This window comes from Phyllobacterium myrsinacearum (assembly GCF_014138285.1).
GTDB lineage: Bacteria > Pseudomonadota > Alphaproteobacteria > Rhizobiales > Rhizobiaceae > Phyllobacterium > Phyllobacterium myrsinacearum_A.
This window is the reverse complement of sequence record NZ_JACGXN010000002.1, coordinates 16,023-41,098: the sequence shown is the minus strand read 5'-3', so window position 1 is coordinate 41,098 and position 25,076 is coordinate 16,023. Positions and strand designations below refer to the sequence as shown.

At 53.3% G+C, this 25,076-nt stretch carries 22 protein-coding genes; 8 read left to right on the top strand and 14 right to left on the bottom strand.

The genetic code is table 11. The features are described from left to right. The first annotated feature begins 3 nt into the window (after window positions 1-3). From FHW16_RS09775 to FHW16_RS09765, 3 genes are all read left to right on the top strand, one after another. Window positions 4-1,236 (top strand): cation:proton antiporter, encoded by a 1,233-nt coding sequence (locus tag FHW16_RS09775; RefSeq protein WP_182549023.1) that lies wholly within the window; start codon window positions 4-6, stop codon window positions 1,234-1,236. A 36-nt stretch (window positions 1,237-1,272) separates the two neighbouring features. Beyond that, window positions 1,273-1,632 (top strand): VOC family protein, encoded by a 360-nt coding sequence (locus FHW16_RS09770; protein WP_348643871.1) that lies wholly within the window; start codon window positions 1,273-1,275, stop codon window positions 1,630-1,632. Window positions 1,633-1,745: 113 nt separating this feature from the next. Beyond that, on the top strand, window positions 1,746-2,132 hold the full coding sequence (locus FHW16_RS09765; RefSeq protein WP_182549476.1) for a GFA family protein: 387 nt from the start codon (window positions 1,746-1,748) through the stop codon (window positions 2,130-2,132). Window positions 2,133-2,249: 117 nt separating this feature from the next. Here the strand turns inward: FHW16_RS09765 and FHW16_RS09760 are convergent, their stop codons facing one another. The 4 genes from FHW16_RS09760 to FHW16_RS09745 all read right to left on the bottom strand — a co-directional run bounded on the left by FHW16_RS09760 (window position 2,250) and on the right by FHW16_RS09745 (window position 8,175). Then, complete coding sequence (locus FHW16_RS09760) at window positions 2,250-4,340, bottom strand: catalase (RefSeq protein WP_182549022.1); 2,091 nt, start codon at window positions 4,338-4,340, stop codon at window positions 2,250-2,252. A 658-nt stretch (window positions 4,341-4,998) separates the two neighbouring features. Continuing rightward, window positions 4,999-5,391: a hypothetical protein gene (locus FHW16_RS09755; protein WP_182549021.1), complete on the bottom strand. Its 393-nt coding sequence runs from the start codon at window positions 5,389-5,391 to the stop codon at window positions 4,999-5,001. 282 nt (window positions 5,392-5,673) lie between these two features. After that, window positions 5,674-7,086 (bottom strand): DUF6880 family protein, encoded by a 1,413-nt coding sequence (locus FHW16_RS09750; RefSeq protein ID WP_182549020.1) that lies wholly within the window; start codon window positions 7,084-7,086, stop codon window positions 5,674-5,676. A 174-nt stretch (window positions 7,087-7,260) separates the two neighbouring features. Next, the gene (locus tag FHW16_RS09745; protein WP_182549475.1) at window positions 7,261-8,175 is read right to left on the bottom strand and encodes a LysR substrate-binding domain-containing protein; all 915 of its coding nucleotides are present in this window, start codon (window positions 8,173-8,175) and stop codon (window positions 7,261-7,263) included. Window positions 8,176-8,298: 123 nt separating this feature from the next. Between FHW16_RS09745 and FHW16_RS09740 the strand changes: the two genes are divergently transcribed. After that, window positions 8,299-9,234, top strand: coding sequence for an alpha/beta hydrolase (locus tag FHW16_RS09740; RefSeq protein ID WP_182549019.1), 936 nt, complete (start codon window positions 8,299-8,301; stop codon window positions 9,232-9,234). A 121-nt stretch (window positions 9,235-9,355) separates the two neighbouring features. After that, complete coding sequence (locus FHW16_RS09735; protein ID WP_182549018.1) at window positions 9,356-9,904, top strand: glutathione peroxidase; 549 nt, start codon at window positions 9,356-9,358, stop codon at window positions 9,902-9,904. Window positions 9,905-10,015: 111 nt separating this feature from the next. Here the strand turns inward: FHW16_RS09735 and FHW16_RS09730 are convergent, their stop codons facing one another. The 5 genes from FHW16_RS09730 to FHW16_RS09710 all read right to left on the bottom strand — a co-directional run bounded on the left by FHW16_RS09730 (window position 10,016) and on the right by FHW16_RS09710 (window position 16,933). Further along, on the bottom strand, window positions 10,016-10,534 hold the full coding sequence (locus FHW16_RS09730) for a ribonuclease H family protein (protein WP_182549017.1): 519 nt from the start codon (window positions 10,532-10,534) through the stop codon (window positions 10,016-10,018). Between the two features lie 453 nt (window positions 10,535-10,987). Then, window positions 10,988-12,832: a TniQ family protein gene (locus FHW16_RS09725; RefSeq protein WP_182549016.1), complete on the bottom strand. Its 1,845-nt coding sequence runs from the start codon at window positions 12,830-12,832 to the stop codon at window positions 10,988-10,990. Continuing rightward, window positions 12,829-13,917 (bottom strand): ATP-binding protein, encoded by a 1,089-nt coding sequence (locus FHW16_RS09720; RefSeq protein ID WP_182549015.1) that lies wholly within the window; start codon window positions 13,915-13,917, stop codon window positions 12,829-12,831. Before FHW16_RS09720 ends, FHW16_RS09725 begins: the two co-directional genes overlap by 4 nt. Window positions 13,918-13,922: 5 nt before the next feature. Continuing rightward, the gene (locus FHW16_RS09715; protein WP_182549014.1) at window positions 13,923-16,109 is read right to left on the bottom strand and encodes a Mu transposase C-terminal domain-containing protein; all 2,187 of its coding nucleotides are present in this window, start codon (window positions 16,107-16,109) and stop codon (window positions 13,923-13,925) included. Window positions 16,110-16,111: 2 nt separating this feature from the next. Beyond that, window positions 16,112-16,933, bottom strand: coding sequence for a TnsA endonuclease N-terminal domain-containing protein (locus tag FHW16_RS09710; RefSeq protein WP_182549013.1), 822 nt, complete (start codon window positions 16,931-16,933; stop codon window positions 16,112-16,114). A gap of 1,000 nt (window positions 16,934-17,933) precedes the next feature. On the opposite strand from FHW16_RS09710, the gene FHW16_RS09705 reads away from it, so the two are divergent. Then, a complete protein-coding gene (locus FHW16_RS09705) occupies window positions 17,934-18,131 on the top strand; it encodes a hypothetical protein (RefSeq protein ID WP_182549012.1) in 198 nt (65 codons plus the stop codon). Between the two features lie 77 nt (window positions 18,132-18,208). Here the strand turns inward: FHW16_RS09705 and FHW16_RS09700 are convergent, their stop codons facing one another. The 5 genes from FHW16_RS09700 to FHW16_RS09680 form a co-directional block, all read right to left on the bottom strand. Beyond that, complete coding sequence (locus FHW16_RS09700; RefSeq protein ID WP_182549011.1) at window positions 18,209-19,285, bottom strand: tetratricopeptide repeat protein; 1,077 nt, start codon at window positions 19,283-19,285, stop codon at window positions 18,209-18,211. Beyond that, entirely contained in the window at window positions 19,272-19,610 is a 339-nt protein-coding gene (locus FHW16_RS09695) for a DUF6634 family protein (RefSeq protein ID WP_182549010.1), read from the bottom strand. Before FHW16_RS09695 ends, FHW16_RS09700 begins: the two co-directional genes overlap by 14 nt. Then, window positions 19,607-21,625: an AAA family ATPase gene (locus FHW16_RS09690; protein ID WP_182549009.1), complete on the bottom strand. Its 2,019-nt coding sequence runs from the start codon at window positions 21,623-21,625 to the stop codon at window positions 19,607-19,609. Before FHW16_RS09690 ends, FHW16_RS09695 begins: the two co-directional genes overlap by 4 nt. Before the next feature lie 21 nt (window positions 21,626-21,646). Beyond that, a complete protein-coding gene (locus FHW16_RS09685) occupies window positions 21,647-22,261 on the bottom strand; it encodes a hypothetical protein (RefSeq protein ID WP_182549008.1) in 615 nt (204 codons plus the stop codon). Window positions 22,262-22,387: 126 nt separating this feature from the next. After that, the gene (locus FHW16_RS09680; protein ID WP_182549007.1) at window positions 22,388-22,927 is read right to left on the bottom strand and encodes a type II toxin-antitoxin system VapC family toxin; all 540 of its coding nucleotides are present in this window, start codon (window positions 22,925-22,927) and stop codon (window positions 22,388-22,390) included. A gap of 140 nt (window positions 22,928-23,067) precedes the next feature. Here FHW16_RS09680 and FHW16_RS09675 point away from each other — a divergent pair, with 140 nt between their 5' ends. Then, the gene (locus FHW16_RS09675; protein WP_182549006.1) at window positions 23,068-23,292 is read left to right on the top strand and encodes a hypothetical protein; all 225 of its coding nucleotides are present in this window, start codon (window positions 23,068-23,070) and stop codon (window positions 23,290-23,292) included. Between the two features lie 105 nt (window positions 23,293-23,397). Next, a complete protein-coding gene (locus FHW16_RS09670) occupies window positions 23,398-25,014 on the top strand; it encodes a DNA cytosine methyltransferase (protein WP_182549005.1) in 1,617 nt (538 codons plus the stop codon). The last annotated feature ends 62 nt before the right edge of the window (window positions 25,015-25,076 follow it).

The window sequence follows — 25,076 nt, the reverse complement described above, 5'->3', positions numbered from 1 at the left end:
TGAATGCCGAGTGAAACCTATGTCCTTCTTCTTGCATTGTTTGGGCTTGTGGTACTGCTGACGGCATGGCTTCCCATGGTTCTGAGAGAGTTTCCACTGTCTTTGCCGATCGTGTGCATAGCATTCGGTGCCGTGTTTGTCTGGACGCCGCTCTCGACCGTCGTTGGATCGAACCCTTTGGACAGCCGCTATATCACGGAGAAGCTGACGGAACTTGTTGTCATCATCTCATTAATGGGCGCGGGACTTAAGATTGACCGGCCGTTTGGCTGGGGCAACTGGAACACCACATGGCGACTGCTCGCCATTTCCATGCCGCTCACGATTGGGGCAATTGCCGTGCTCGGCTGGGGTTTTCTCGGGCTTGGCTCCGCATCAGCTTTACTGTTGGGGGCAGCATTGGCTCCGACTGATCCAGTATTGGCAAGCGACATTCAAGTTGGTCCTCCTCAGTCCGGAGAGAAAAGTGAGGTGCGTTTTGCGCTCACCTCTGAAGCTGGCCTGAACGATGGGTTGAGTTTTCCGTTTGTACACTTGGCAGTTGCTGTTGCCCTGTCCTCGACAACGGGAAAACCCTGGCTTTCCGATTGGCTGCTTTTTGATGTCTTCTGGCGCTTAGTTGCCGGTGCAGGGCTTGGATGGGTGACAGGAAAACTGCTCGGATATCTGACATTTCATTTGCCGAAGCGGGCAGCGCTGGCGCGAACGGGTGACGGGTTTGTCGTGCTGGGCATTACATGCCTGAGCTACGGTCTCATTGAAATGGCACATGGCTATGGTTTCGTTGGTGTTTTTGTCACTGCTTTGACGCTGCGGGCGGCCGAACGCGATAGCGGTTACCATGCGAGCCTGCATGATTTCGCCGAGCAGATTGAGAGACTGCTGATGATGGTGGTTTTGGTGTGTTTCGGCGCGGCTATTGCCGAAGGATCCGTATTCGGTGCGTTGAATTGGAAGATCGTTATCGCTGCGCTGGCAATTATCTTCCTCGTGCGCCCATTGGCTGGCTGGATCGGTTTGATTGGCAGTCAAATTTCCGGCAAAGAAAAAGCGATCATTTCATTCTTTGGCATTCGTGGCCTAGGGTCATTCTATTATCTTGCTTATGCGGTGGGCCAAGCCAGTTTTGTCCGTTCGGATATCCTTTGGCTGACTGTTTCGCTCGTCGTTTTGATGTCCGTCATTTTGCATGGGATAGCGGTAACGCCAGTCATGCGTCGCCTCGAACATGGGTAGGCGGAGCTGGGCTCTCAATTCAATGCAGGAAGCATCATGATTGATCACACTGGAATCGGCGTTGCTGATGTTAGTCGTTCCGCCGTCTTCTATGACGCTGCTCTGGCAGCATTGGGTTTGCGCCGGGTCATGCAAATGCCTGACAATGCGGGTACTGACGGTATCGGGTATGGCATAGAATTCGCCATCTTCTGGATTGATCGCTTTCATCCGCATGGTGTCAGGCAACACACGGCGTTCGCGGCCAAGGATCGGGCGCAGGTCGATGCTTTTTACGCCGCAGCCATGTTGGCAGGGGAACCGACAATGGGCCGCCCGGACTGCGCGATCCCTCAGAAGGGCATCTCACAAGTTACTATGCTGCCTTCGTTCTCGATCCGGACGGCAACAACATAGAAGCCGTCTACCGTGGGGCAATTCCGGAGCATTTTCCGGTCGGGGCCAGGGTTGAAAATGGTGAACCGCGTATTGAGACGGCTGCTTGTTTTTGTGGTGACATACGGGCCGAGATGCGTGGCGAGCCGTTCTGGATCAACTACGATCACGATGATGATTGCCGGCAGGCAATTGGTGGACCTCTGACGATCTGGGTAGGCTACCGTCCCAACCAATTCAAAATAACAAGAGGGGAGCCAAAAACTTTCTCGAAGACGTCTGGAGTAACCCGGAGTTTCTGCGGCCGGTGTGGTTCCTCGATCGGTTACTGCGATGAGGGAATACCGGATGAGTATTATGTTACAATTGGCTTCTTCGATCATCCGGAACGGTTCCAGCCGCATGCTCACGGCTACTGGAAAATGCGACTGCCGTGGATCGAGTTTGCCGATGAGCTTCCACGCATCGATGGTTACACCCGCAAACGTGATCCGAAAATCGAAAATCCAAACAGCCGCTAGCTCTCCACTGGAGTGAAGTTGAGTTGGTCGCCAACTGGCCACGTCTCAAAGTGTCCGCTTTATTCAAAAACTTGCCAGCATTTCCGGCAACGCAGTCCATAACGTTGCCGAGCCGGTTCATGCCAAGTTGCGTATGCTTGGTTCGCGAGCCCAGTATCGTTTGGAAGCCGCTTCCACGAACCCCGTGGCAATGTCCATCACGCCTTCATCAGGAGTAACGCCAGCCTTATCAAGCAGCGCCTTGGAGTCGGCAGTGAAGCCGATCGCTTTGAGATGTCCGAAGGCGTCCATAACCCATTGAACAGCTGCCCCTTCCTTTGCGAGCTTTTCCGTCGCGGTTTTTGTAGTTAGAACCGCTACCGCATCAAACAGCTGCGACGGCGATCCCTGCAATTGACCATCCGCTTTGATTTTCTTGCCATCGGACAATGTTGCGCCACCGATCTTTAGAGCGATGAGTGCGCACTTGGCTCCGGCTTTCTCGATTGATTTTCCGAGTGTTGTCAGAGCAGCAGCGTCTGTCCCATCTGCTATAAGCACCGCAATCGTGCGGCCAACCAGTGTCCCCTTCATATTCGCATGGATACTCAGGGCAGGCGAGGGAGCCATATCGACAGGTGTCCGCGCCGCTGCATTTTTTTTCGGAAGCTCTATGCCAAGCCCGTCTGCGACGCGTTTTGCCAGATTCTCGTCGACGTTGCGCAGGTTAGCGACCATCCGCGGGGGGACCTGCGCAAGAACCACCTTCGACAACTCGAAAACAAACGACGACGCTATATGAGCTTGTTCTGCGGGCTGTTGCGAATGCCAGAACAGCCGTGCCTGACTGTAATGATCGGCAAACAGTTCGGCGCGAATGCGCAGCTTGTCACCCTGTTCGCCGTGCTCAGACCGTCCTTCGAATGTACTGAATCCCGTTACCGGACATTCACGCGGACCACCTTCCTCGTTGTGGTCGGAGAGACTGTTGGGCTCGTAATTGGCACGTCCCTTCGGAACGTTCATCTGCATCTGGCCATCACGTTGAAAGTTCATGACGGGACATTTCGGTGCATTGATCGGCAACTGATGGAAGTTTGCCGTTCCGAGGCGGGATTTTTGCGTATCCAGATAACTGAAGAGCCTGCCTTGCAGCAGGGGATCATTGGAGAAATCTACTCCAGGAACAATATTGGCAGGGCAATACGCGGCCTGCTCGGTTTCCGCAAAGAAATTGTCCGGGTTGCGGTCGAGAACCATACGCCCGACCAGCCTGATTGGAATGACTTCTTCGGGAATGAGTTTCGTGGCATCCAGCACGTCATAAGGCTGAGCGTCGGCGAATTCCTGATCGAACAGCTGGAGACCGAGTTCCCATTCGGGGTAGTTGCCGGAATGTATGGATTCCCACAGATCGCGGCGATGATAATCGTTGTCTGCTGCCTGAAGCTTCAATGCTTCATCCCAAACGGTCGACTGAAGACCAAGCTTTGGCTTCCAGTGGAATTTGACAAACGTGGATTTGCCTTTTGCGTTGACGAGACGGAAGGTGTGGATGCCAAATCCTTCCATCATCCGCAGCGACCGGGGGATAGTGCGATCAGACATGGCCCACATCAACATGTGGGTCGTTTCCGGCATGAGAGACGCCCAATCCCAGAACGTATCATGCGCACTGCCAGCTTGCGGAAATGCGCGATCAGCTTCCATCTTTACCGCATGGACCAAATCCGGAAACTTGATGGCATCCTGAATGAAGAATACGGGAATGTTATTGCCAACGAGATCCCAGTTTCCCTCCTTGGTATAGAATTTGACGGCAAATCCCCTCACGTCGCGAGGGGTGTCAACGGAACCCGCGCCACCTGCAACGGTGGAAAATCGCGTAAACAGCGGTGTTTTTTCACCTGCTCGCTGAAACAGGTCGGCTTTTGTAATGTCAGCCAATGACTCATAGAGTTCGAAGTATCCGTGCGCAGCCGAGCCCCGTGCGTGAACAATGCGTTCTGGAATGCGCTCGTGGTCAAAGTGAAAGATCTTTTCGCGAAGAACGAAATCCTCCAGGAGTGTTGGCCCACGTTCGCCGGATCTGAGACTGTTCTGATTGTCAGTGACGCGAATGCCCTGATTTGTGGTCAGATGATCCGCGGTCTCGTGAGGACCTTTCTCGGGAACATGCTGATGTGTCTCACCGCCATTACCTTTATCCGTTTCGAATGTGCTGGTCATGGGAAAATCCTCCGCGCTTGATCGAATACAATTCTAACGACGGATGGAGGGGATGGTTCCTGATTGCACGTACAAACAGAACTATCTGTTGCGCTGTCGCGGCAATGTTTCTGGAACCATCTTGGCTTCTCACGGTTATCGGTAAAACCGGAGGCACAAATGCGTACACAGCCAATACTCATTGGAGTTGCCGTCCTCATCATAGGCTTAGCCGCATTCTTTTGGCTCGTGCCCATTAACGAGCCGTCACGAGGAAAACCAGCTCCGCATGCACTTGACCAGTCAACCGGGGAAGGAACGCAGTGATGGAAGACATTCTATGGGTATTTGCTCTTGTAGGCGGTCCAATTCTGTTGGGCGCTGTAATCGCTGTTGCAATGCAGCTGCGCAGTGAAAGACCGCCTGGCTGGCAAATGCGTAATCGTGTGAGCAGCGACCGATACCCCAACAGTGATGATTCAATGCGCTAAGCAGATTAATTCGAATGCCATTCCCGGCGAGGTGGCCGTCTTGTACCCTTCGTTCAATAAAACATAAGGGCGATGAAATGATGGGTCACAAGAGCGCCATGCGCGAAGCGGACAAGAGAACATCCCAAATTGTGTCGCGACCTAACCAGCGCAGGTAAGGGCGGCATCGTCAGCCCTGTGGTACCGTTTCACGTTTTTCGGGTCAGTTTTCGCGTTGTTCGCTTGAGGGGAAATCTCTTCTCGTTAAACGCGGGTTCCGCAACCTTGACATTTTCGTAGAGCACTATCACCTGGCCATCTCCATCGTCCGGAGTACCATGAAAAATGTATGTCTCTCCAAGTTCCGGATGCTTGCCGTGGACACCTGTAAAGGGCAGGGCATCGGGATCATCCGACTCCTTGAACGTAATATCCTCGATTGCGCCATTGCCGTGGAATACAATCGATACCGAACCCGGCACCTCGTCACGGTCACTCAATGCGTGCTTGAATTCGCTTTCGTAATCGGGATCAAACGCGTCATCGAGCATGAAATTCTTTCCGTGAAATTTAACAGCCCAAGGCATCAACCGCTCCATCATTTTTAATGCCGTTTAAATATCTGGCTTGCCACACATGTTCAAACGTCGGCCAGAAGAGGCATCCGACTTGACCGTATGATAACCGCCGAGCTTTTTAGCCAATCACTTGGCTGACATTCAATAAACCTGTGTGATAGTGGTTGGAAATAAGGTTTGGGGTCAGTGTAGATTGAGTTACGTCGACCTCTCGATTTTCGAGAGCGGCGCGCTCCTGTTTCATCTCGGGGAGCACAGTCAAACGCCGATGCCAAAAGGACGTTATCAAAGGTACGTTGCGCTTTCTCAAAATCTCCGGAGTTTCCAAAACCTGATCTTTGTTCTGTGCTGAATTCTCAACTTTGCGGTGTAGGCGTCATGAGACAAGGCTGAACCAAAATCAGCGATCTCCGCTGATATTGTCTCGAGTTCTGTCAATTGGCGCGCCGCGTGCCTGTATCGCGCGGCCCGGTTCCAACCCAGCGTGAAATCGATCATCGTTCGGAGCGCGATGGTTGATGCCATGGGAAAACTGTCCCGAAGCGTATCGGCGGCAAGGCTCAGAAGTTCATGGTCGCCGCCATTCAGCTCTGCCTCTCTGGAGATGATGAACCGTGCCGCTTTTTCCAGATCGGGCCATGTCAAAAGGAAGCGCAGGGCCTGATGCGCGTCGGGATAGGCGATAACATAGGACAGGGCTTTTTCCTCCGCTTCCATGTCGTCGAAATCCGGCAGACGCTTGAGAAAGGCGCGAAGATGTTCTCCGGTAAGGTTCCGTTCAAACCACCGCCATCGCAATGTTTGGGCATCGTCTTTGCGTTCGAGTTTTTCCAACGTATCGGCATAAATGGACTCCCATTCAACCGGCAGTGGTTCGCCCGCTACCCGGTCGGCGCGTTCCAATGAATCCAAGGCTTCACGCGATCGCCCCGCCGCAAGGAGCCGGCTTGCGATCTCCACGGTGACGAGAGGACTGGTCCCATCGTCGCCGTATGTTTCTATGAAGGCGTCCACGTCGCCCTGAGCATCTGCAATCTGCCGCAGGGATGTTCGAACCGCTGCTTCATGCCTGCGTTGTTCGAGACTATCGGCATATGACACCCGCCGACTGTTATTGGCCGCCGCTCTCTTCAACGCATTCAATTCCGCGATAAATAACGATTTGAGGTGATCCATGCCTTGTCTTTGCAGTGCCTGACTGAGCGCGGGAATAAGGCCTTCATATTGTCCATACTCGTTGTTGTGGAGGGCACTAAACGCGCGATCAGCAAGTGCTGCTTGATCAGGGTTTGTTTTGATCGCGATTGTCCCGAGATCCGTGCATGCCAAGCGAAACACAGTCAAAAGCGTTCCGTTTGTGTCTGCGGTACGCGCGAGCACGGAACTGGCAAGGTCCATAAAACGCCACATGACCTCCAATGCTTCGGCTGGATTGCTGGGGGCAATTGTATCCGTTATGACCTTCCACTGCGTTTCGAGGTCCTTCTTCAGGGTTTTGACCTGCCGCCATCCTATTTTTGAACGTGACCTGTCGATGGCAGCCAGTCTCTTGGTGATTTCCCGAATTACCTCTTCGCTGCTTTGCGTTCCCGCAAGTTCAATGCGCAGACGCCGCTTGCTTGCGGCGCTGCCCGTGCTGATTTCAATCAGCAATGCGGCAAGTCGTTCAGTGCCAAGTGCTTCGAGGTTCTTCGCGTTTAATGTCGTCTTCGATGTCACTGCAGTTCCAGTTTCCCGATCCGCAGATCGTGACGTGAGTTGGGCGCGGCGCAAGCGCGGGGATCATTTATCCCATGCAAAGCCATCTTCGACAATGAGACCGGCCAGAGATCGAGCGGTAAACCGAGTCCCACGTGAATAGCCGCAAAGACGAGATAGACCTGCTGTCAGGCGCTACCTGCCGGGCATCCGGGTGTACGCCCATTCATCCGCCATCAGGTCGATAAAACGTCGGACCTTCGCAGATAGATAGCGCTTGCTTGGATACACGGCAACAATTGGGATCGTCTGCGTTTCGGATGCCGTCAGCACCTGTTCAAGGCGTCCGTCGGCAATGGCATCATCAACCAAAAAGCTTGGAAGATAGGCAACACCCATTCCAACAATCGCTGCATCCCTAATTGCCTCGCCGCTATCGAGACGGAGTCGGCCATGTCCGCCTACTGTCGACCAAGTACCGTCAACCTCCCGAAGACGCCATGCCTGTTTCCTCGTCCCGCTTTTGAAAACCAAGCAGTCGTGCGATGCAAGGTCATCAGGAGTTTCCGGCCTGCCATGCGTATCAAGATAGGACGGCGCAGCACATATTACGCCTTTGTGCTCCGCTACAACCCGAGAAATCAGCCGCGTGTCTGTTCCGCCGGTGCCAATCCTGACGGCCAGATCAAAACCGTCTTCAACCATGTCGGCAATACGGTCGCTGAAGTTCACCTCAATCTGCAGATCGGGCCATTCCTTCATATATCGCTGCAGCAAGGGAAGGATGTGGATGCGCCCGAAGGCTTCGGGCACGGTCAGGCGCAACAAACCCATGGGCATCGCACTCTTCTGCCCGACACTGGCCTCCGTTTCTTCCAAAACGCTGACGACCCGTGTGCAATGTTCATAATACACACGGCCATCGTCTGTCACACTCAGCTTGCGCGTTGTTCGATTGAGAAGGCGAACTCCAAGACGCTTTTCCAGCCGCGCGATAGCCTTGCCGACTGCCGACCTCGTCAAGCCAATCGCCTGCCCGCCACCGCTGAAACTTCCAGCATCAACGACAGCGATGAATGCAAATATCTCGTCCAGATTTCCGCGCACGATCCAAATTTCCGCTGCTGTTCGTCACCAAAGACGGGAAACTCATTCCCGAATTGTTTGGTTATGGTGAACTGTAATCCCGCGTCAAGTCGATAGCGGACGTACTCAATGAATGAGGTTTTCAAAATGCCTATCACTCCCGTTGTCCAGCAGCATATCGATGCGTGGAACGAAGCTTCAGCGTCCTTCGGCCCCTTGTTGCAGGGCAAGCCTGGAGACTGGGCCGTCGAAAGAGAAAAGTATGTGAACGTTCTCGCCCAGCACCCGACGCCGGATGGCGTGACGATCACACAAGCGGATATGGGCGGCATTGCAGCCACCGTGGTAACTCCCGGTTGTGTCGAAGACGGCAGAATACTGCTTTACATCCACGGTGGTGGCTACATCGCGGGAAGTCCTGCAGCCTACCATGGCCTGGCAGGGCACTACGCAAGGCTTCTGAAAGCTGTGGTGTACATGCCTGATTATCGTCTCGCGCCGGAACATCCTTTTCCGGCTGCCATTGTTGATACCCTGGCGTCCTACAAATGGCTGCTCGACCAGGGCCATAGTCCCAAGTCGATTGCTTTCTCAGGTGATTCCGCTGGGGGTGCGATGGTTGTGTCCGTGATGGTCGCGGCCCGCAATGCCGGACTAGCGCTTCCGGCAGCGGGCGTTGCCATCTCTCCCTGGGCCAATCTGGAACATTCGGGTTCTTCAATGATGACGCGTGACGGGATCGATCCGACCGTCAGTCTCACGGGCCTCAACCTGATGGCAAACGCTTTTTTGAATGGTGCGTTGAAAAACAACCCGGAAGCCTCACCCGTGTTTGCGGACGTGCGCGGGCTTCCGCCAATACTGGTTCAAATCGGTGAGAGCGAAGTCATGCTCAGCGATGCCATGCGGCTCGCAATGCATCTCGCCGAAAACCGCGTCCGCGTTTCTTTGGAAGTTTGGCCCGGTATGTTTCACGTCTGGCATATGTTTGCAGCCATTCTAACGGAGGGAATGGAGGCCCTGAAGGGTGCCGCTACCTTCCTTGAGGGCGCATTGAGAGCTGATGTCGATCCACAGCGTTAACTGAGTGAAGCACGGGCCGGAGCTTTCGTTCTGGCCCGGAAACGCATTTCCTGGCTACGATGCAGGTGCAAGGCTGTCTGATGATGATTCGTAACAATACATTAACAAATGGAGTACTCTCGTGAGTGGTAACCTGTTGGATATCCCGGTGAAACGTGCCGATGGCGTTGAGACAACGCTGAATGACTACAGCGGAAAAGTTATCCTCATTGTCAACGTTGCCTCGAAATGCGGGCTGACCAAGCAGTATGAAGCATTGGAAAAACTATATGAGGGCAAGCGGGATGCAGGTCTGGTCATAGCCGCATTTCCCGCCAATGATTTCAAGGAGCAGGAACCCGGGTCCGATGCGGATATTGTCGCATTCTGTACCAGTACCTATGACGTGCAGTTTCCGATTTTCTCGAAGATAACCGTCAAGGGCGAAGAAAAACACCCGCTCTACAAGCAGTTGATTGCCTCATCTCCCGCAACCACCGGCGATGGTCCGATGCGCGAACTGCTCCAGTCTCGTGGCATTCCAGTCAGTGAAAATGGTGAAGTTCTCTGGAACTTTGAGAAGTTTCTTCTTGGCCGCGACGGCAAGATAGCTGCCCGCTTTGCCCCCGATGTGGCACCCGATGATCCCCGACTTGTCACAGCCGTGGCAAAAGAGCTTGCCCGAGCATAAAGAGACCGGCAGGTGGATAGTGCGCCGCGATGGGACCTTTCGCGGGACGCACGTGACCCTGTGACGAGTGGCGTGGTTGAGAGAGTAAACGGTTGATCGGGTGTTTGACCGTCATAAGCGTCCCCGATCCGCCAGTTCATCGGCGCGTTCGTTGCCTGGAATGCCGGAGTGGCCCTTACACCATACAATGTTAATCAGGTTGTCCCTGTGCAGGTGAAGGTCAATCGCTTTCCAGACGTCGGCATTGGATATGGTTCGACGTCGGGCATTCGGGTTCGCTTGAATTTTTTTCCACCCATTTTCCTTCCAGACCGGAAGCCAGTTATTGCATCCAGTGACGGCATAAATGGAGTCGGACCAAATGATTGCTTGTTCTTTTAAAGCGTTGGCCTGGATCCAAACTATCGCTTTCAACACCGCGATCGCCTCCATCGCATTGTTGGAGGAATCTGGTTCGCCGCCAAAGTCGAAACCAACTTCCACACCATCGCGGTAGGCGACGAACGCCCAGCCACCTCGTCGTGAGGCAGGTTCAAAACACCCGTCGACGAAGATTTCGAGCCTTTGATCGGTCAGGGCTCGAGAAGTATCGTTTTCCTTTAACGAGGAATTACCGGACACGTCGTTCATGAGACACTATTGGCTCAACGTTGGAGGTTCGTCCATCCGATGCCATGAGGCTTGGAAGGATTAAATCGGGAGAGTTCGTTGCGGGAACGAGGATCAGTTACGCGGTAACGAGGATCCTGATCGTTCATGGTGTCTGCCTCTTTCGCCAAACTGGCGTCAGCCTTAGTTGGAGGACCTGGGAACATCATTCGAAAAGAAAAAGCCCGAACTGATAAGTTCGGGCTTTTCGTATTTTTTAGATCCTTTGGACACTAGTGTCGGGAACACAAAAAATCGCCTCAACTTCTCTATAACATATTGTATTCATTGATATATATTTCAATGTCTGGCTCAGAATTTTAACGACAAACTCATTTAACCTGCTCAAAGCAGACTCATTAAACCGCCTCAAATCCAGCGTGCACAACAAAAAAGCCCGGAAAATCCGGGCTAACTATTTGAGAATTTTAATGTTTAATGAAGGTCAGGGATTTGGTCGCGACGATAGAACGTCGATCCAATAACATTCCTGTCAAAGGCGAGGGGAACTTTCGACGATTCTAAAATCTTCTTGAGGGGATTGAAGTGGATGCCCGTTTCTTGTGCCAGCTTGATGAGCGATACGTAGCTCTTCCGAAAAGCCTCGATGTCTGTGACGTCGACGACAGTCTGGGGGCAACGGTTGGTTGGATTGATAGCTGACCGAGCTGCTAACACTCCATTCCCGATCAATGAGTTTAAAACGCCTGTTGTTACACCCAATACTTTTTCGGTCTTGCGCAGTGATAGTCCACCATGATCCTTCAGACGGACAAGTGGTTTAACCTCATCAACATCGACAAGTACGGACATGAATCCTCGTTCGCCGGAGAGTTTTCGAATCCTTGAAAGTTTCTTTTCCATAATAAGTTTTACGATCTCTGACACCGCACAACATGCGCGTCTTTGTGCTTGGAGGATTCCCATGAATCCTTGTTCGCCGTCCTTTAGATCGGACGCTGTTGATAGTAACTGCGATAAAAATTCGTCGAGATCGCTTTTTACAAATACGTACTGTGAGAGCAAACTACTGTCGATTTCAGAGAGGGGGCGGATGAGGCCGCTTTCGAATAGCCCCCGATCGTGTGGCCGCGGGACGTTGATGTATTCTGCAGCGTCCTTGAACGTAAGCGAGTCAACTACACGTTCGATGAAACCTTGCGTTGCTGCCGCATCGAACAATACGCGATCATTCACCACACCCACTGAATCTTCGCCGATATGCCCGGCAAGCTGGAGGAGTTTGCGAAAGCGTTTGGGGTGCAGGCCTGTTTCCAGAGATGCGGTATGGATTGAATGCAATTTTCTGACCGGAATAGGTTTGCCGAAAAGTTGGTCTCCGGGGCCAAGCGGCATGGTCTCTACACAATGCTCCGCCATGATGGTGCGCATTGGATCGTACGCGGAATCGTCACTCTCGTGCGAGAGCCATTCATACAATTTCGAGAATGTTTTCTTGGGGCCAGAAGCAAACTTGTCATCGGACCTTTCATCCTGGAGTGCCGAGAGGAAGTCGCGGATGCCACGCGCACCTTTCGAGACGATTTCAAATCCATGGCCCCCGGCTTCATATAATTGGTCTTCCGTTAGACTGGAGTACCGCGTTTTGATGCCATGAATACCAACTGCGCCCACCGTTTCGCAGAGCTTTGCTGCCGCGTCGAAACGGAAACCGGAAAGCCAATGGGACTCTGATGCGGTTCCGTCAAGGCGGGAACACAAGTAGGTTTCCAATGAGGATGGCGTGCGTGCGACCCCTCGTGCCAATTCGGTTTCGATGCTCGATAATCTCGGGTGGATCAACGTAGTGAAGTCGTGCAGATTATGAACGCTGATGGTGTCGGGGAAATGCGTAATTGCCCGGTTGTGGACGCTACAAGTGCGGATATTCGACAGAAGCCAGGTAGACCGCTGATACGGGCGCGCGGGTTCTTCGCAAGTTAGACGCTGCAGGTCATCTGCGACGCACGCGGGACAGATGCGTAGGTATGCCCTGACTAATCCTTCACGTCGGATTTTTTCACCACGGAACCAATATTCCCGATCGGCGGTTCTACGAAAAGTCGATTTGAGGAGATATTCCGGGTTCGCTCCAGTAAGATTGGCCAGCTTCTCGAGAGTGGATGGGTCGCCGTCCACCACTTTTTGAAAGTGCATTCCGAAATCGAGGCAGAAATCGCGCGCATGTCGGCCATTGAGGAATGCAGTTCTGGAGCAGAAGCTCGCAGAAGTCTCGTCCGCTTCAGGCGGAATCCGCAGTTTTCCAAGTGGCGTGATCATGATTGACTCCTTTGAATCCTGATCTTTTTTGCAGCCGCGGATTCTGCACCTTCATAATTCTCCTCTACTTCAATTTCATTTTGCGCGTCTTCAAGGGCACGCGCCACGTTGATTTCGTGCCAGTTGGCAGCGGTGAAGACATTCGCATCCGAGGAACAACCTGAGCGGCTGGAATAGCTTGAAGCGAAATGTTTTGTGCCCATCATGATGTCGCCGGCGATCAGGGCTTCATTGATGGAGTCCTGCACATATTCCACGGCGATCCCAAACTGGCCTTGGGCAGCGTGAATCAACCTTGGCAAAATCCTGTCCTCGTCAGCAGGGTCGATCGTGAGCTCAGTTGCGTTCGTTACAAGTGCTTTCATCATTCCCCGTACTCGCTGCGCATGTTTCGCAAACGTAATGTCTTCGATCCTTACGGTGCGGGCACGTCTCTTCAACTGGATGTCGTGTTCAATGAATGATGCCAGCGATGGTTTCCCGGAGATGATCAACCAAACGGGCCAATCGGGGTTCTGAAGTAGCGCCTTTACGGTATCCCGCACTTTTTTCAACTCAAGCTTGTTGGCCGTTTCCGTTGCGTGTTGCGCTTCGTCAATGTGAAGGTATTGGATGCCACATTTCTGCAAGCGCTTATGGACGAGCATCCACACCATGTTCTCTTTGAGGTCCCGTTCGATTTCGTACCCGGTGGCAACAAGAATTGAGTTACCCAGTTGCTTGAGAGTACAAGGGGAAGGGGCCTTGACTGAGATGAGTCGGCAATTGGAATCTTCACTACGGAATCCAGCGAATTCCTCCCGGGTGTAGAACTGTCGCTCTAGCGACCGCGACTTGCCAGCACCTGGTCTGCCGATGACGGCAAGGATTCGCCCTTCAGCCAATCGGCCCACGCCGACTTTTGCAGTGTTGCTCATCTCACACGCATCAATCAAGCGTTCAATCTCAGAGCTAAGTTCCTTGTCGAGCTTGCCTCCGAAATACATGCCGAGGACACGTCCCATGATCTCGGCGCGGGCGGCGCGGCTCAAGGGCTTGGCTTCTTCAGCGGGTTCCGGAGACGATTCTACGTTCTGAATATTCATTTTCTTCATCCTTCCAAAAATGTGTCGTCGTCTTCCGGGGCATCATCCTGAACAGACTGCCCGGCCGGGTTTCGATAATCATCGACAACATCCGCAACGCTTTCCGTGAGATTATTATCGTCGCTATTGATGAGTTTGGGTTCGCTGGTAGGAGCAGCAAAGTCGGCAGTTTCGTCGGCAATGGCTTCGTTGCGTTGACCGCGGATACCCCATTCAGCAAGCCGAATGATCCGGTCGGAGTTGTAGTTCGCCAGCTTCAAGCCCGCCATCTCGCCGGCCCTGTCCGCCTCGGCTCGGATGTCGGCGACAGCCTGAAGCCGAACATCGTGTGATACGGCTGCTTGCCGGGCGAACTCCCTGCGGATCTTTTGGTTGGCGAGAACCCATTCACGCAGCACGACACCGTCCATGCCCGGATTTACGCTTCCGACCGTGAGCCAGCCTTGGTCAGTCTGCACTGATACCCGGCCAATATTACCTTGATCGACCCGGACGAAAACCTTCCGCTTCCCCGATTTCCGGAAGAAACGTGCCAGATCGTCGTGCTGATAAAATACACCGAAAACCTGGACGCCTTCCTTGCGTAGTTCACGCTCCAAAGTCGTTCCGAACACCGTGCGACAGGTATCCTCATCGACGTATACTGGCGCGTCGAATTTTTTGGTCAGCCTCAACCAAGCATTGCGTGGGGTTTCGCCCATGAGTCCTTTGTGAGGTCGGTTGTGATAATCGTCCACCACTGCCCTGATCAGCATGCGGTTCAGTTCCGTAGCGTCGATCGTGACATTCTCGTCGGGATCGTAATCTCCCTTGGCAACAACATTCTCGAACGTCCTGCCGTGGAAGCACGAAACAAACTGCGTGTGAAACGAGCGAAACAGACGTTCGATGGTTCCCCGCATTTGGGGCCGGCCGCCGGGCGGGTACATGAATTCGACGTTGAGATCGATACCCGCAGCCCGCACTTCGTGATTGATCCATGCGGATCCCAGGTCAGCGCAAACCGTGTCCATTTGCCCGCCCATTTCCCACGGCGTTTTACATCCTGCAGCGATCGCGAGCTTGTTTTTATCTGTCACAGCCATCCGAAGTGTTTCAATGCCTGATCTCGTGGAGGGTGCGCCCACAACCGCATGAATTGCCGGGACACAGCGGGTTGCCTTGTCGATGGCGACCGAAAACCAAATTCGAGTATTCTTGTGCTCTTTGCGCTGCTTAGGTGTCATCGCCCGCCATGCGCCTGCCTTGATCAGGATCGTGCGCAACGACGCGTTCCACTCATCCATCTCGACGTGCTCCAATGGCATACACGCCCCCATTCCGCCGTTGACCTTGTAGAAAGCCTTCTTCGCTTCTCCTTCACCTTCACGGACAGCACAGAGACGTTGAGCATGCATCTTGCCGATCTCCCTGTTGAGGGTTTGGATGCTGGGCACCTTCAATTCAGGGAGTCCCGTGGCCACACGAACAGCATTGACCTTTCTGAACTCCACCTGCATGCCGAGATAGGCGCTGGCCTTGGTCGGGCGGCGTTCATCTGCGTAGGATTCGGCAGCCGTTTGCAGAAGGCGATAGACCTCTTCATCAAGCCTTGGTTTGCGATTGCCGCTTCGGTTGGTTCGCTTCTGCAGGAGCATCGGATTTTCGTTCCAGCTTTCGTATTTGCGAAGGTGAGCGCGCAGTTGAGTCGGACTAGGCGACTTGCGGACCTTGATCACATCCCCGCCTCGTGCCTTGTTGTTCTGGTACATCGCGTTCACATGCATGCTGATTTCGGCGATGGCAGCCTTCATGGAGGCATCCGAACGGGTGCACTTGCCAAGCTTTTCCATTCGCTTGAATTGATCGCAGTATTCCATGCGCCACAGAATGATTTCCTGTTGCTTTTTGGGCAGGTCGGTGACCTTCAGTTCCTGTTTGCCGTGGCGTGCACGGGCTCTTTTACGCGAGTGGTATTCTCCGATGTGGGTCATGCGACCTACAGTCCACAACGCATAGAGTTCAGCGTGCGAGAACGATTGGAAGCGGTCCTCATCGTTTTCCATCTGCAGCACCTGAGCGTCTTCGCTTGTGGAATTCCACAACCAATTTACCTCATCAATCACGATGCGGTCGCGGGCACTGAAGCGCCAGCGCACGACAGGTGAAAGTTGGTTGGGCTCAACGTTGGTTTGTTCGATTTCGTTGGTCATGTTCATTCTCCTTTTTTGTTGTTCGCGCGTTGGCAAACGAAGCTGTCGTATGAGAGGTTGTCGTTGCCGACCTGTTCAATGATCCCGTCTGCAATCAGGCAGAGGATTGCCATGAAGCCGGGGCCGGCAGGCACCGAGACTTCGATCAAATCCGAAATCCGGATGGCACCTGCGCAGCGAGAAAATGCATCACGCACTGCATCGACATTCCGCTCGACGCGATTGTTGATGGCCCTAACGATCATCCGGGCGTTGCGGGCACGGATACGGGTGATAAGGCGCTCCGTGCGGAGCTCGACATAGTCAGCGCAGCCTTTTGGTCGCTGCTCCCGGATGAGGGCAAGCGTCTCCAGGATCCCGCTACGCTCGACTTGACTTTCTAGCTTCACCGCAATTGCCATCCGTTCTCCGGTTTTCAGCCGGAAGTCGAAATCGAACGTGTGCGAGTGTGGCTTGCTGCTGCGGTCAAAAAAATGAACCTTTGGCGGTTGGTCGCGAATGTCGGTAATGTCGGGATTGGCGAGAAGGATGTATGCGGTGTCACGCTCCAACGTGCTCTCGTAATGCATCTCCCTGTGGTCTTTTGGATTGACCATTGCGCCCCGGAAGGAACTCAAGCCCCTGAATTTGATTGCGCGGGTTGAAAGCGAAGCGGATGGAGGTAACCAAAGCTGCCCCTCGCGCGGTGCACCCGGTGCAATCGCTTCCCGTGCACGGGCTCTGCCCGATTTACGGCGAGGGAAGCTTTTGGGTTTGAGCTCGCTTTCGCTATCCCGAGTTTCGACTGCTTCTTCGGATTGATTGAAATCTTCTTCTTTCGACATGACACAACTCCTCTGTACCCCAACGCTTGGCGCGGGGTTGAAAACCGGAATCCGGGTGGTTTCCCGTGCCGTAAATCATGCAGGCAGTAGCCTGCAGATCAGAGGGCTATGAGGTGTTGGAGAAGAGTGCGGCGGGAGGCAGGGCTGTATCGAGCATTAGTCATTTTGTGCCTCCTTTCGGTGTTGGCTAGGGCAGGGTTGTCCAAAGATGGAATACAAATAGAAAGTTGGGCTGGTGTCCCGCTGCCAGTTGGCAGCAGGACAAGAAAGTGCACTCACGTATTACCGTCCGAATGCACTTGGTCGGCGATACTGTTGAGAATACCCGACAGTAGCGTGAAGGCATCACACTGCGACGGCAGACGGAAAGTCGTGACACGGGGCGTGTTCAAGTGGTCGGCACCGAGCTTGCGACGGACCCCATTGGTGCGACGTCGCGAACGGCGGTTGTTGAGACCAGTTGCGCTTTCGCCGGAAACCGAATTCGTGTCGTCTAGGCGGCGGAGCCTGCGAGTTCGGGCATAGATACGTTGGGTGTTCATTGTAGATCCCTTCCATTGAAAACAGCGTTATTGCTGACTGCGGAGAGGGACAAACCGAAACCGGTACCTGCTGGCACCGGTGAAATCATACCGATGCCTTTAGGCGGTTGCGCGTTTGTCCTGCGCAGATATCCGTATGAATTTCGTCATGGTCATTCGGTCCTTTGTTTTCGGCATTTACCGCCGATGTCGCGATATATGTCACGGAAGATTTGCTCCGGCAAGATCCCAAATAAGGAATATTTTCCGGAGCACTTCCGGATTTAGTCCTATGGTTAATCCTGCAGGCACAACATGCCGGTGGGTTTCGCGTTTCGTTCACTGGTGCTGCATCAAGGAATAGATTTCGGGCTATGCGAAAATATTTTTTCCGGAAGAATGAAATCCAAACGGCGCTCGATTGCATTGAATATCCTGGTCACCATTCTTGTAGGCGCAGGATTTCAACGGAGAAACTAATGGCAATCTACGACCATGTGAACGTGAAGCTGACAGAGACAGATAGCGATGCGATGTCCCTGATGGCGAGGGTTTCAAAATCGCTTCGGCAGGGTGGTGTGGAGAAGCGCGCTATCGACAAGGTCATCAATGAGGCCCTTTCCGGTAACTACGACAAAGCCCTTGCGACAATCATGAAGTACGTCAACGTTCATTGAAAATGGAGCGCAAGCCGCAGCTTTTGCTTAAGTGCGATTATCTTTTGATTGCATCGCAATGTGCAGCATGACGGTGTCTAAGTTTTTGATAGCAGACCCGCTGCTTGCATTACATCCAAAAGACGCTGTGCTTCCCCATCCCCATTTTTTGCCGCCTTCTGATACCATTCAGCAGCACGGCTATAATTCTTTTCAACTCCAATGCCATTGAAATAGAACGTTCCGAGAAGGCGTTGAGATTCTGCGTAGTCTTGTGCAGCCGCCAGTTCAAACCATTTTTTCGCCAAAAGCGGGTCTTTGGGAATTCCGCGTCCTAAAAGATGGATATATCCCAACATGTTCTGTGCGTACGCAGTGCCTTGATCGGCGGCCATCTGAAACCATTTGAGCGCAATTACATCGTCTTGGGGTACGCCTTCGCCATCCTGGTATAGTTTTCCCAGATTGCATTGAGATTCCGGTTTCCCTTGCTTTGCAGCTTTTTCATACCAGAATGCAGCCAGCGCAGCGTTCTTCTCCACGCCACGACCAAGGTAGTACATGTATCCGAGATTATGCTGCGCATCGGCTCTACCGGAAATACCCGCTTTTCGGTACCAGTCGACAGCCAGAGAATCATTTTGGGGAGCACCGATTCCCGAAAAGTACATGTTCCCCAACAACATTTGCGCGGCCGAATGGTTCTGTTCGGCCGCCTTCTGATATAAATCAAATGCGAGAGGCAGATTCTTTTCGACACCAAATCCATTTTCATAGAGATATCCGAGACCGAATTGGGCAGGAGCATAGTTTCTTTGCGCAAGTGGCGTCAGCAGTTTAAGAGCGGTTGGATAATCTTTGGCAATCAGCGCCTTTCCGCCCCGCTCCAACGGCCCTGGTACAAATAACCAAGCTGCCACAATAGCGGCGAGCGCTACCAATGCTGATGCTGCCAGTACCTTACCATACCTACTGCCCGAAGGCGTAGGTTCGGGTCGATATGCTTGCTCGATTATGTTACCCAAGTTGATCCCCCACCGCAGAACACCAATATACTGAACTATCATTGCCGAAGCATTATTTTTCGGGAATCCTTCTAAGCGAAACATCTCAAACATCCCGCTTAGAATCTCGTTCGCCGCATGACCGCCATTTGGAATTTCAATGGCTGCCATTTTTGGGCTTTGCAGGACTGCCCAAGTTGTAAAACCTGGACATTGTTCGCGCAAAACCGTGGTGCGGAGCAAGGATCCAGAGATCGCTGGTGATCCCATTTTCGGCATGACCAAGCCTGGGATGAGACGAAATTGCCCCCGCCAAACACGGCACGTTCCGATAGCGCAACGACCAGTTGTCGATCAGAGGCGCATTGGCGAGTGCACGTGCATCTGGAAGTCGACCTCTTCTAATATTTTCAAGATCTTGCAGGAGTTCTTTTAGAACTTGAATCTCCATTGAAAGGCCGTCCGACGTCGTGCCGGATTCACGTACGATAATCATGATTTATCTCCAACGAAGCCGGAAACCGCTTCGAATTCTTGAGGTTGATAAGTGTTGTCTGTTGATGCCGGTGACGAAGGCTGTTCGGCTAGATGCGATGGTCTTCGTGCGCTTTTGAGAATTTCCTCGATCTGCGCGCCGTCCAGACGTCCGCGTTCGATCAGGGCAGAGGCCAAAGCTAGGATTTCGTCGCGATGGCGTTCGACGACGCCCTTAGTGATCGCGTACTGCTGGGTAAGCAGCTCATCGGTCCGTTTGCGGATACTGAAGTCGGATCGGTAAGCAGTCAGGGCCTCGTCTGCTTTGTGGGACGCTAGGTAGCCAAGTGAGCCGCCCAAACCGTAACTGGCTTCGATTTGAACCGCTGTGATGGTGGCTTGGTAAAGATCGGATTGGGGAACACCGCCAGCGGACGTCGACCTGATGCCGAGAATGACTTCTTCTGCCGCCATCCCACCAAAACATGTACAAATTTGAGCGAGGTAATGATCGCGGGTGAAGGCCCATTCCAATGTGCTGGTGTAGTGCGTCTCCCCAGCCGACGTTGAAACCGCCGATGCATCGGCGCTGTCTGTGATCGACACGCTCTCGATCCCGACGAAGCCAATAGCAAGTGCGACCATCACGTGACCGCTTTCATGCACCGCATAACGCCAGCGTGCTTCCGGTGAAAGTGGCACACGTTCCGGCAACATCGCCGTTAGGTCTTCCACGGTGATTTCACGCCTTGATCGGCGGGCCAAGCGTCTGGCATGCCTGACAATCTGCTCAAGGTCAGCGCCACTCCCGCCCTCTGTTCTCATGACGACGGGTTGCAGGTCTTCGCCCGCCAATGATCCCTGTAGATGCCAACGCAGGATACCTACCCGGGCATCCTGATCCGGAAGCGGAATGGCAATGTGCCGATCCAATCTGCCTGAACGGGTTAGCGCCGGATCAATGAGTTCTGGTGTGTTGGTTGCCCCAACAATGACAACCCCGTCGCGTTTCCCGGTTCCGTCCATGCATTCCAGGAGGGCTGCGACAACTTCCCTGCAGTAGTGAGCGTTATGCCCGGAGAAACTGTTGCGATCACCTACTGCATCGATCTCATCAATGAAGAGAATGCTTGGCTTTTTCATCGACGCTTCGGTAAATGACTTCCGCATTGCCGCAAGTGTATCGCCGAGATGACCTTTTGATTGCCAAATCGCCAATGATGCAGCGATCAGCGGTACGCCACAGGTCCGTGCGAGGGCAGCCGCAAATGTTGTCTTGCCTGTGCCCGGCGGTCCGCTGATGAGCACTCCGCGATCCACATCTTTCCAACTAATATGCCTGTTCTTCCAATCGGCAATATCCTGGGCGAGCTCATGGCCCCAAACCGTCGCTTCACCAAGACCACGAAGACTACTCAAGTCCAGCAGCGGATTATCCGAGGACGGGGCAGGTTGTGGCTCACTTGCCTTCATCGCTCTACCGATGCGCTCCATCGAGTCTTGGATGCTGCGTCCTTGTTTCAGGACGAGATCAATGGTTTCCAACGGCACTTCCAAGAATGCGGTGGCTTGCTCAAGAGTCATTTCAGCCCCAAAGCATACGCGCACCCCAGCCCTGATATACTCAGCAGTAATGGGAGTGACGGTTCTGATCACGTCGGACGCAAGACGAAACTGATCGGGGAACTCGGCTTCTTCAGACACAACCATTGCGACACGATCGTACAGTTTGAGAACGGTGCTGAACGCGCTGCCCGAACACTTGGACACCGACTTTTCCGTCTCAAGAATCACGAGTTCGGTACCACGATAAATATCGGTCATGGTGCTACCGGAGAGATGCTTCTCAACAAAACCGGGAGTTGCCTCGATATATGTCTCGACCTGGTTGGGGTTTGGAACAATAAGTCCGATGAATACGGGCATGCCACTCCACAGTTGGGGAATGTCTCTCAGAGTGGCAACCAATGAACATCGCGCAAGGAACAGCGCCAATGGTGATTTGGCAAACCCACGCTTGGCTTTGGGATCATACATTTCTAACTCCGTGAATTGCTGTCAGCGCTCGAAGTGGCGAACCATAGTGTCCGGTCCGATCAGCGCGTCATCGATTTCGATCTGAATGTGTCGGTGCAGAATGAGGGAGGAGAGTCCGGCTATCGGCGGGATTTCCCGGAAAGCCGAAAGGCAATCGGACAGGGAGAGGGAGCCGTGCTCGTCCAGTGCCGCAACGATCCGAATGCGGTCACCGAGCGGGCACACCCATCTGGCGTAGCGCAGAAGGTCACGTGCATTCTGAAGCCGCAAATTCTGCGGTACGTCTCGGAATTTCACCACCTGATGGTTGTATCCAGCAGCTACAACAGCGTGCGACACCCACGCGGGCAGGCCTGTTTCGTCAGGAATGATGTCGACAAGAGATTGGATGCCGTTCCGAACGACGGAGAAATCGGGAAGGTGGGTTCGTTCCGATTGTACAAGTTCGATATCCAAACACGACCATGAGGACACATCGGCGTCGAGGTCGAGGAGGCAACCATAATCGCGAGCGAGCTGATTGCGGAATCTTGCAATCCCACTGCATCGTACGGTCCCCCGGGGTGGAAAATACCCATCGGTGCTGTCTACTGAGTTGGTCGCATGACCAATAAGAATGTTCTTTTGAGAATACATGGCACTCTCGGCGCAACAACGTTGATCGGCCACCGATACGAGCGGTGGAGCGGAGTGATCAACGTATGAGCTGGTTGCGCTTGGTTTCCATGATAAGTGAACAAATAGTGAACAAAATTGACACTGTCAAGTGGGTTCGACGTAAAGTGGTGGAGCAGGCGATTGGCGTTCATCGGGATGAATTATCCAAGCCGGCGTGAATGGATTTACCAAACCGGGCAGTGGGAAATAATGGTCAATCATCAGAAAGTCTGCCACGTCGCGCGTAGCAACCGTGAACCCATGCACGATGGCTGTGGCTGCTATGGCAAGGTCTTGGCCACAAGTCGGTTCATCTTTTTTTAGATGGGGGACCCAAAGGCCACGCAGGGCAGGCACCATTGTCATCTTGGCCAGAAGACGGGCGATTGTATCTCCTTCTTCGATGTAGAGTATGTCGGTGGCCAGAATCTCATCGAACCACTGTTCGAGTGCGTAGGCCTTGTCCGGATGTGTCCGCGCCAGACGCTCCGCTCCGCGCTTTACCTCGAAGCTGGTGCTAAAGGATATTGCGAACATATGGTCGGGCTGCGCAATCAGCCAGGCCAGCAACCCGCGGTGAGGGCGGATCCTGCTCGTTTCCGACACAACATTCGTGTCCAGAAGAAATCTGCGGCGCTGCTGCATCGAATCATTCTGTTTGAAGCGAATCGTTAGTCACGCCTTCTAGGTCAAAATCACCGGCGAAAGGTTACTGCCCTGGAAATTCAAGAAGTGGACCACAATATTGAGTTCTGAATTAACCGGTTTGGGCGTATGATATAGGCATGAGAATCAATGAGATCTGGTCCTTTGAAGATGTTAGCAAAAGGTTTGACGACCTGTTGAAGTTGGTCGACCGGGTTGGTGCGCAAGAAATTTCGCACAATGGCCGTACATATGTCATTCAGGCGAAGGATTCCGGCGCGACATCGAGAGCTGCGTCATCCAAAAAGAAGCTTGCTGCGGGCGGGCTGCTTTCTGATGCTGATGTCAAAGATGCCTTTGATTAGGCTGGTTCCCTTCACTACCATTCACCTCTTCTTCTGAACTATTTACCGATATTCAATCGAAATCTGTAATGTCTGTCCGACTGAAACGGGGGGGCTCTCCGGCATATGCGTGCAATAGATCTTTTCTGCGGGGCAGGCGGCTTTGCGCTGGGAATGCAACGCTCGGGATTCGATATCATCCGATCCATTGATTTCAATGCACATGCGCTTGCGGTTCACAAAGCAAATATCAGACATGTCGAATTCCATGGATTGATCAAACGTCCGCCGCCGCCACGCGCCTCGGGTCAACCAAGCATATCGGGTGAGGCGCGATCGAAGCGCGGGAACATGTTTCGAAGCAACAGCCGTGTGCACAGTGCAGACCTTTCTGCAGTTGTTGAACTGGCTCCCGATTTAGCGCGATTGCGCCCCGATATCGTCTTTGGAGGGCCGCCTTGTCAGCCTTTCTCAAAGTCGGGCAAGCAGCATGGAGATGATGATCCGAAATCCAATTTGACCGATGCGTTTGCAATCCTGGTCGCAAGCAGCCGTCCCCGGTATTTCGTCATGGAGAACGTACCCGAAATTGACAGGACAGCTGCATTTGAAGGTGCGATAGCCATATTCCGTGCCGCGGAATACGGGCTGACCAAGGCGATATACAATGCGAACGACTACGGGACCGCGCAATCGCGTGAAAGGTTGATAGTTGCGGGCTGTCTCGGCGAAACGGACGGCTGGCTTCTGCCTCACATGGAAGCCCGCAAACAATCACCACTCTGCGTCTCGGATGTACTTGGTCCCAATTTTGGGACGCCCCTCTTCAGCACACCTGATCCGTCGGGATTACCTCTTTGGACACGGGGAGGAGATTATATCACTGCGGACTCCGCCTTCCGACATGGCAAGGGCCTCGACACTTCAGGTTTTGGAAACCGCGCGCAAGATAAGCAGCTCTTGGCAGCGTACCCCGATGGGTCCCGGTTTTACTGGCGTTATCCCGGCGGAAAATCGTCGGGCGTCCTAAATCCAGTTGATGAACCGATACCCACCCTTACGAATTCCGCACTTGACGGCTTCAGCAGACAGTACGAGCCGAAACCTACCGATCCGCTGGATATGCGGATTATGGAAACACTGACCTTCACCCAGTTCGCAAAGCTCTTTGGTTTCCCCGATACCTGGCGATGGGATGTTGAAGTGCAACGCGGGAAATCGGGGAGTTCAGCGAAAGCAGCCTTTGTCGGTCAGGAAGCCAAGAAGCAGATGCTCGCCAACAGCGTCTCTCCCATGCTTGCAGAAGCGATAGGAAGGTCTATCAAAGACCATGCCAACGGTGTGAAAATAATCCTACCTTCTGATTTTGAGGAGCATCCGGATTACGAAATGTGGTTGTGTACTGCCAAAGGCTTCTCCGGCAAAATCTTGACACAAGCCAGGTCGGATTTGCGTGCCGCCAAGAAGATAGTTGGTAACCGCAGACTACCGGATGCGAGATCGGAATTGCCTGCCTTTGACCGATTGGCAACAAGCCTTCCAGTTTCACGCAAATCCGTGCTGCGGAAGTCCTTGGTGATCTTGGCGGAGTTCGAGTTGTTCCGCGGGTACGTGGACACGGGACTTTTCCCTGACGACCACGAAGCTTACGCGCGCGGTGAGTTTCATCAGATGCTACGTGAAGGACGAAGCCCACTAGACGATGAATCTGACGGCTTACAGAGCAGCCTGTTTTTTCGATAATTCAGGGCAGATAAGTGAGAGCAAGTTCGCCGCTCAATCCATCGTTTTCTCATCACATACTT

Coding starts and splice junctions, on each gene's coding strand:
- FHW16_RS09775 (WP_182549023.1), top strand. CDS start 4: ATGCCGAGTGAAACCTATGTCCTTCTTCTTGCATTGTTTGGGCTTGTG.
- FHW16_RS09770 (WP_348643871.1), top strand. CDS start 1,273: ATGATTGATCACACTGGAATCGGCGTTGCTGATGTTAGTCGTTCCGCC.
- FHW16_RS09765 (WP_182549476.1), top strand. CDS start 1,746: ATGCGTGGCGAGCCGTTCTGGATCAACTACGATCACGATGATGATTGC.
- FHW16_RS09760 (WP_182549022.1), bottom strand. CDS start 4,340: ATGACCAGCACATTCGAAACGGATAAAGGTAATGGCGGTGAGACACAT.
- FHW16_RS09755 (WP_182549021.1), bottom strand. CDS start 5,391: ATGATGGAGCGGTTGATGCCTTGGGCTGTTAAATTTCACGGAAAGAAT.
- FHW16_RS09740 (WP_182549019.1), top strand. CDS start 8,299: ATGCCTATCACTCCCGTTGTCCAGCAGCATATCGATGCGTGGAACGAA.
- FHW16_RS09730 (WP_182549017.1), bottom strand. CDS start 10,534: ATGAACGACGTGTCCGGTAATTCCTCGTTAAAGGAAAACGATACTTCT.
- FHW16_RS09725 (WP_182549016.1), bottom strand. CDS start 12,832: ATGATCACGCCACTTGGAAAACTGCGGATTCCGCCTGAAGCGGACGAG.
- FHW16_RS09720 (WP_182549015.1), bottom strand. CDS start 13,917: ATGAATATTCAGAACGTAGAATCGTCTCCGGAACCCGCTGAAGAAGCC.
- FHW16_RS09715 (WP_182549014.1), bottom strand. CDS start 16,109: ATGACCAACGAAATCGAACAAACCAACGTTGAGCCCAACCAACTTTCA.
- FHW16_RS09710 (WP_182549013.1), bottom strand. CDS start 16,933: ATGTCGAAAGAAGAAGATTTCAATCAATCCGAAGAAGCAGTCGAAACT.
- FHW16_RS09705 (WP_182549012.1), top strand. CDS start 17,934: ATGGCAATCTACGACCATGTGAACGTGAAGCTGACAGAGACAGATAGC.
- FHW16_RS09700 (WP_182549011.1), bottom strand. CDS start 19,285: ATGGCAGCCATTGAAATTCCAAATGGCGGTCATGCGGCGAACGAGATT.
- FHW16_RS09695 (WP_182549010.1), bottom strand. CDS start 19,610: ATGATTATCGTACGTGAATCCGGCACGACGTCGGACGGCCTTTCAATG.
- FHW16_RS09690 (WP_182549009.1), bottom strand. CDS start 21,625: ATGTATGATCCCAAAGCCAAGCGTGGGTTTGCCAAATCACCATTGGCG.
- FHW16_RS09685 (WP_182549008.1), bottom strand. CDS start 22,261: ATGTATTCTCAAAAGAACATTCTTATTGGTCATGCGACCAACTCAGTA.
- FHW16_RS09680 (WP_182549007.1), bottom strand. CDS start 22,927: ATGCAGCAGCGCCGCAGATTTCTTCTGGACACGAATGTTGTGTCGGAA.
- FHW16_RS09675 (WP_182549006.1), top strand. CDS start 23,068: ATGAGAATCAATGAGATCTGGTCCTTTGAAGATGTTAGCAAAAGGTTT.
- FHW16_RS09670 (WP_182549005.1), top strand. CDS start 23,398: ATGCGTGCAATAGATCTTTTCTGCGGGGCAGGCGGCTTTGCGCTGGGA.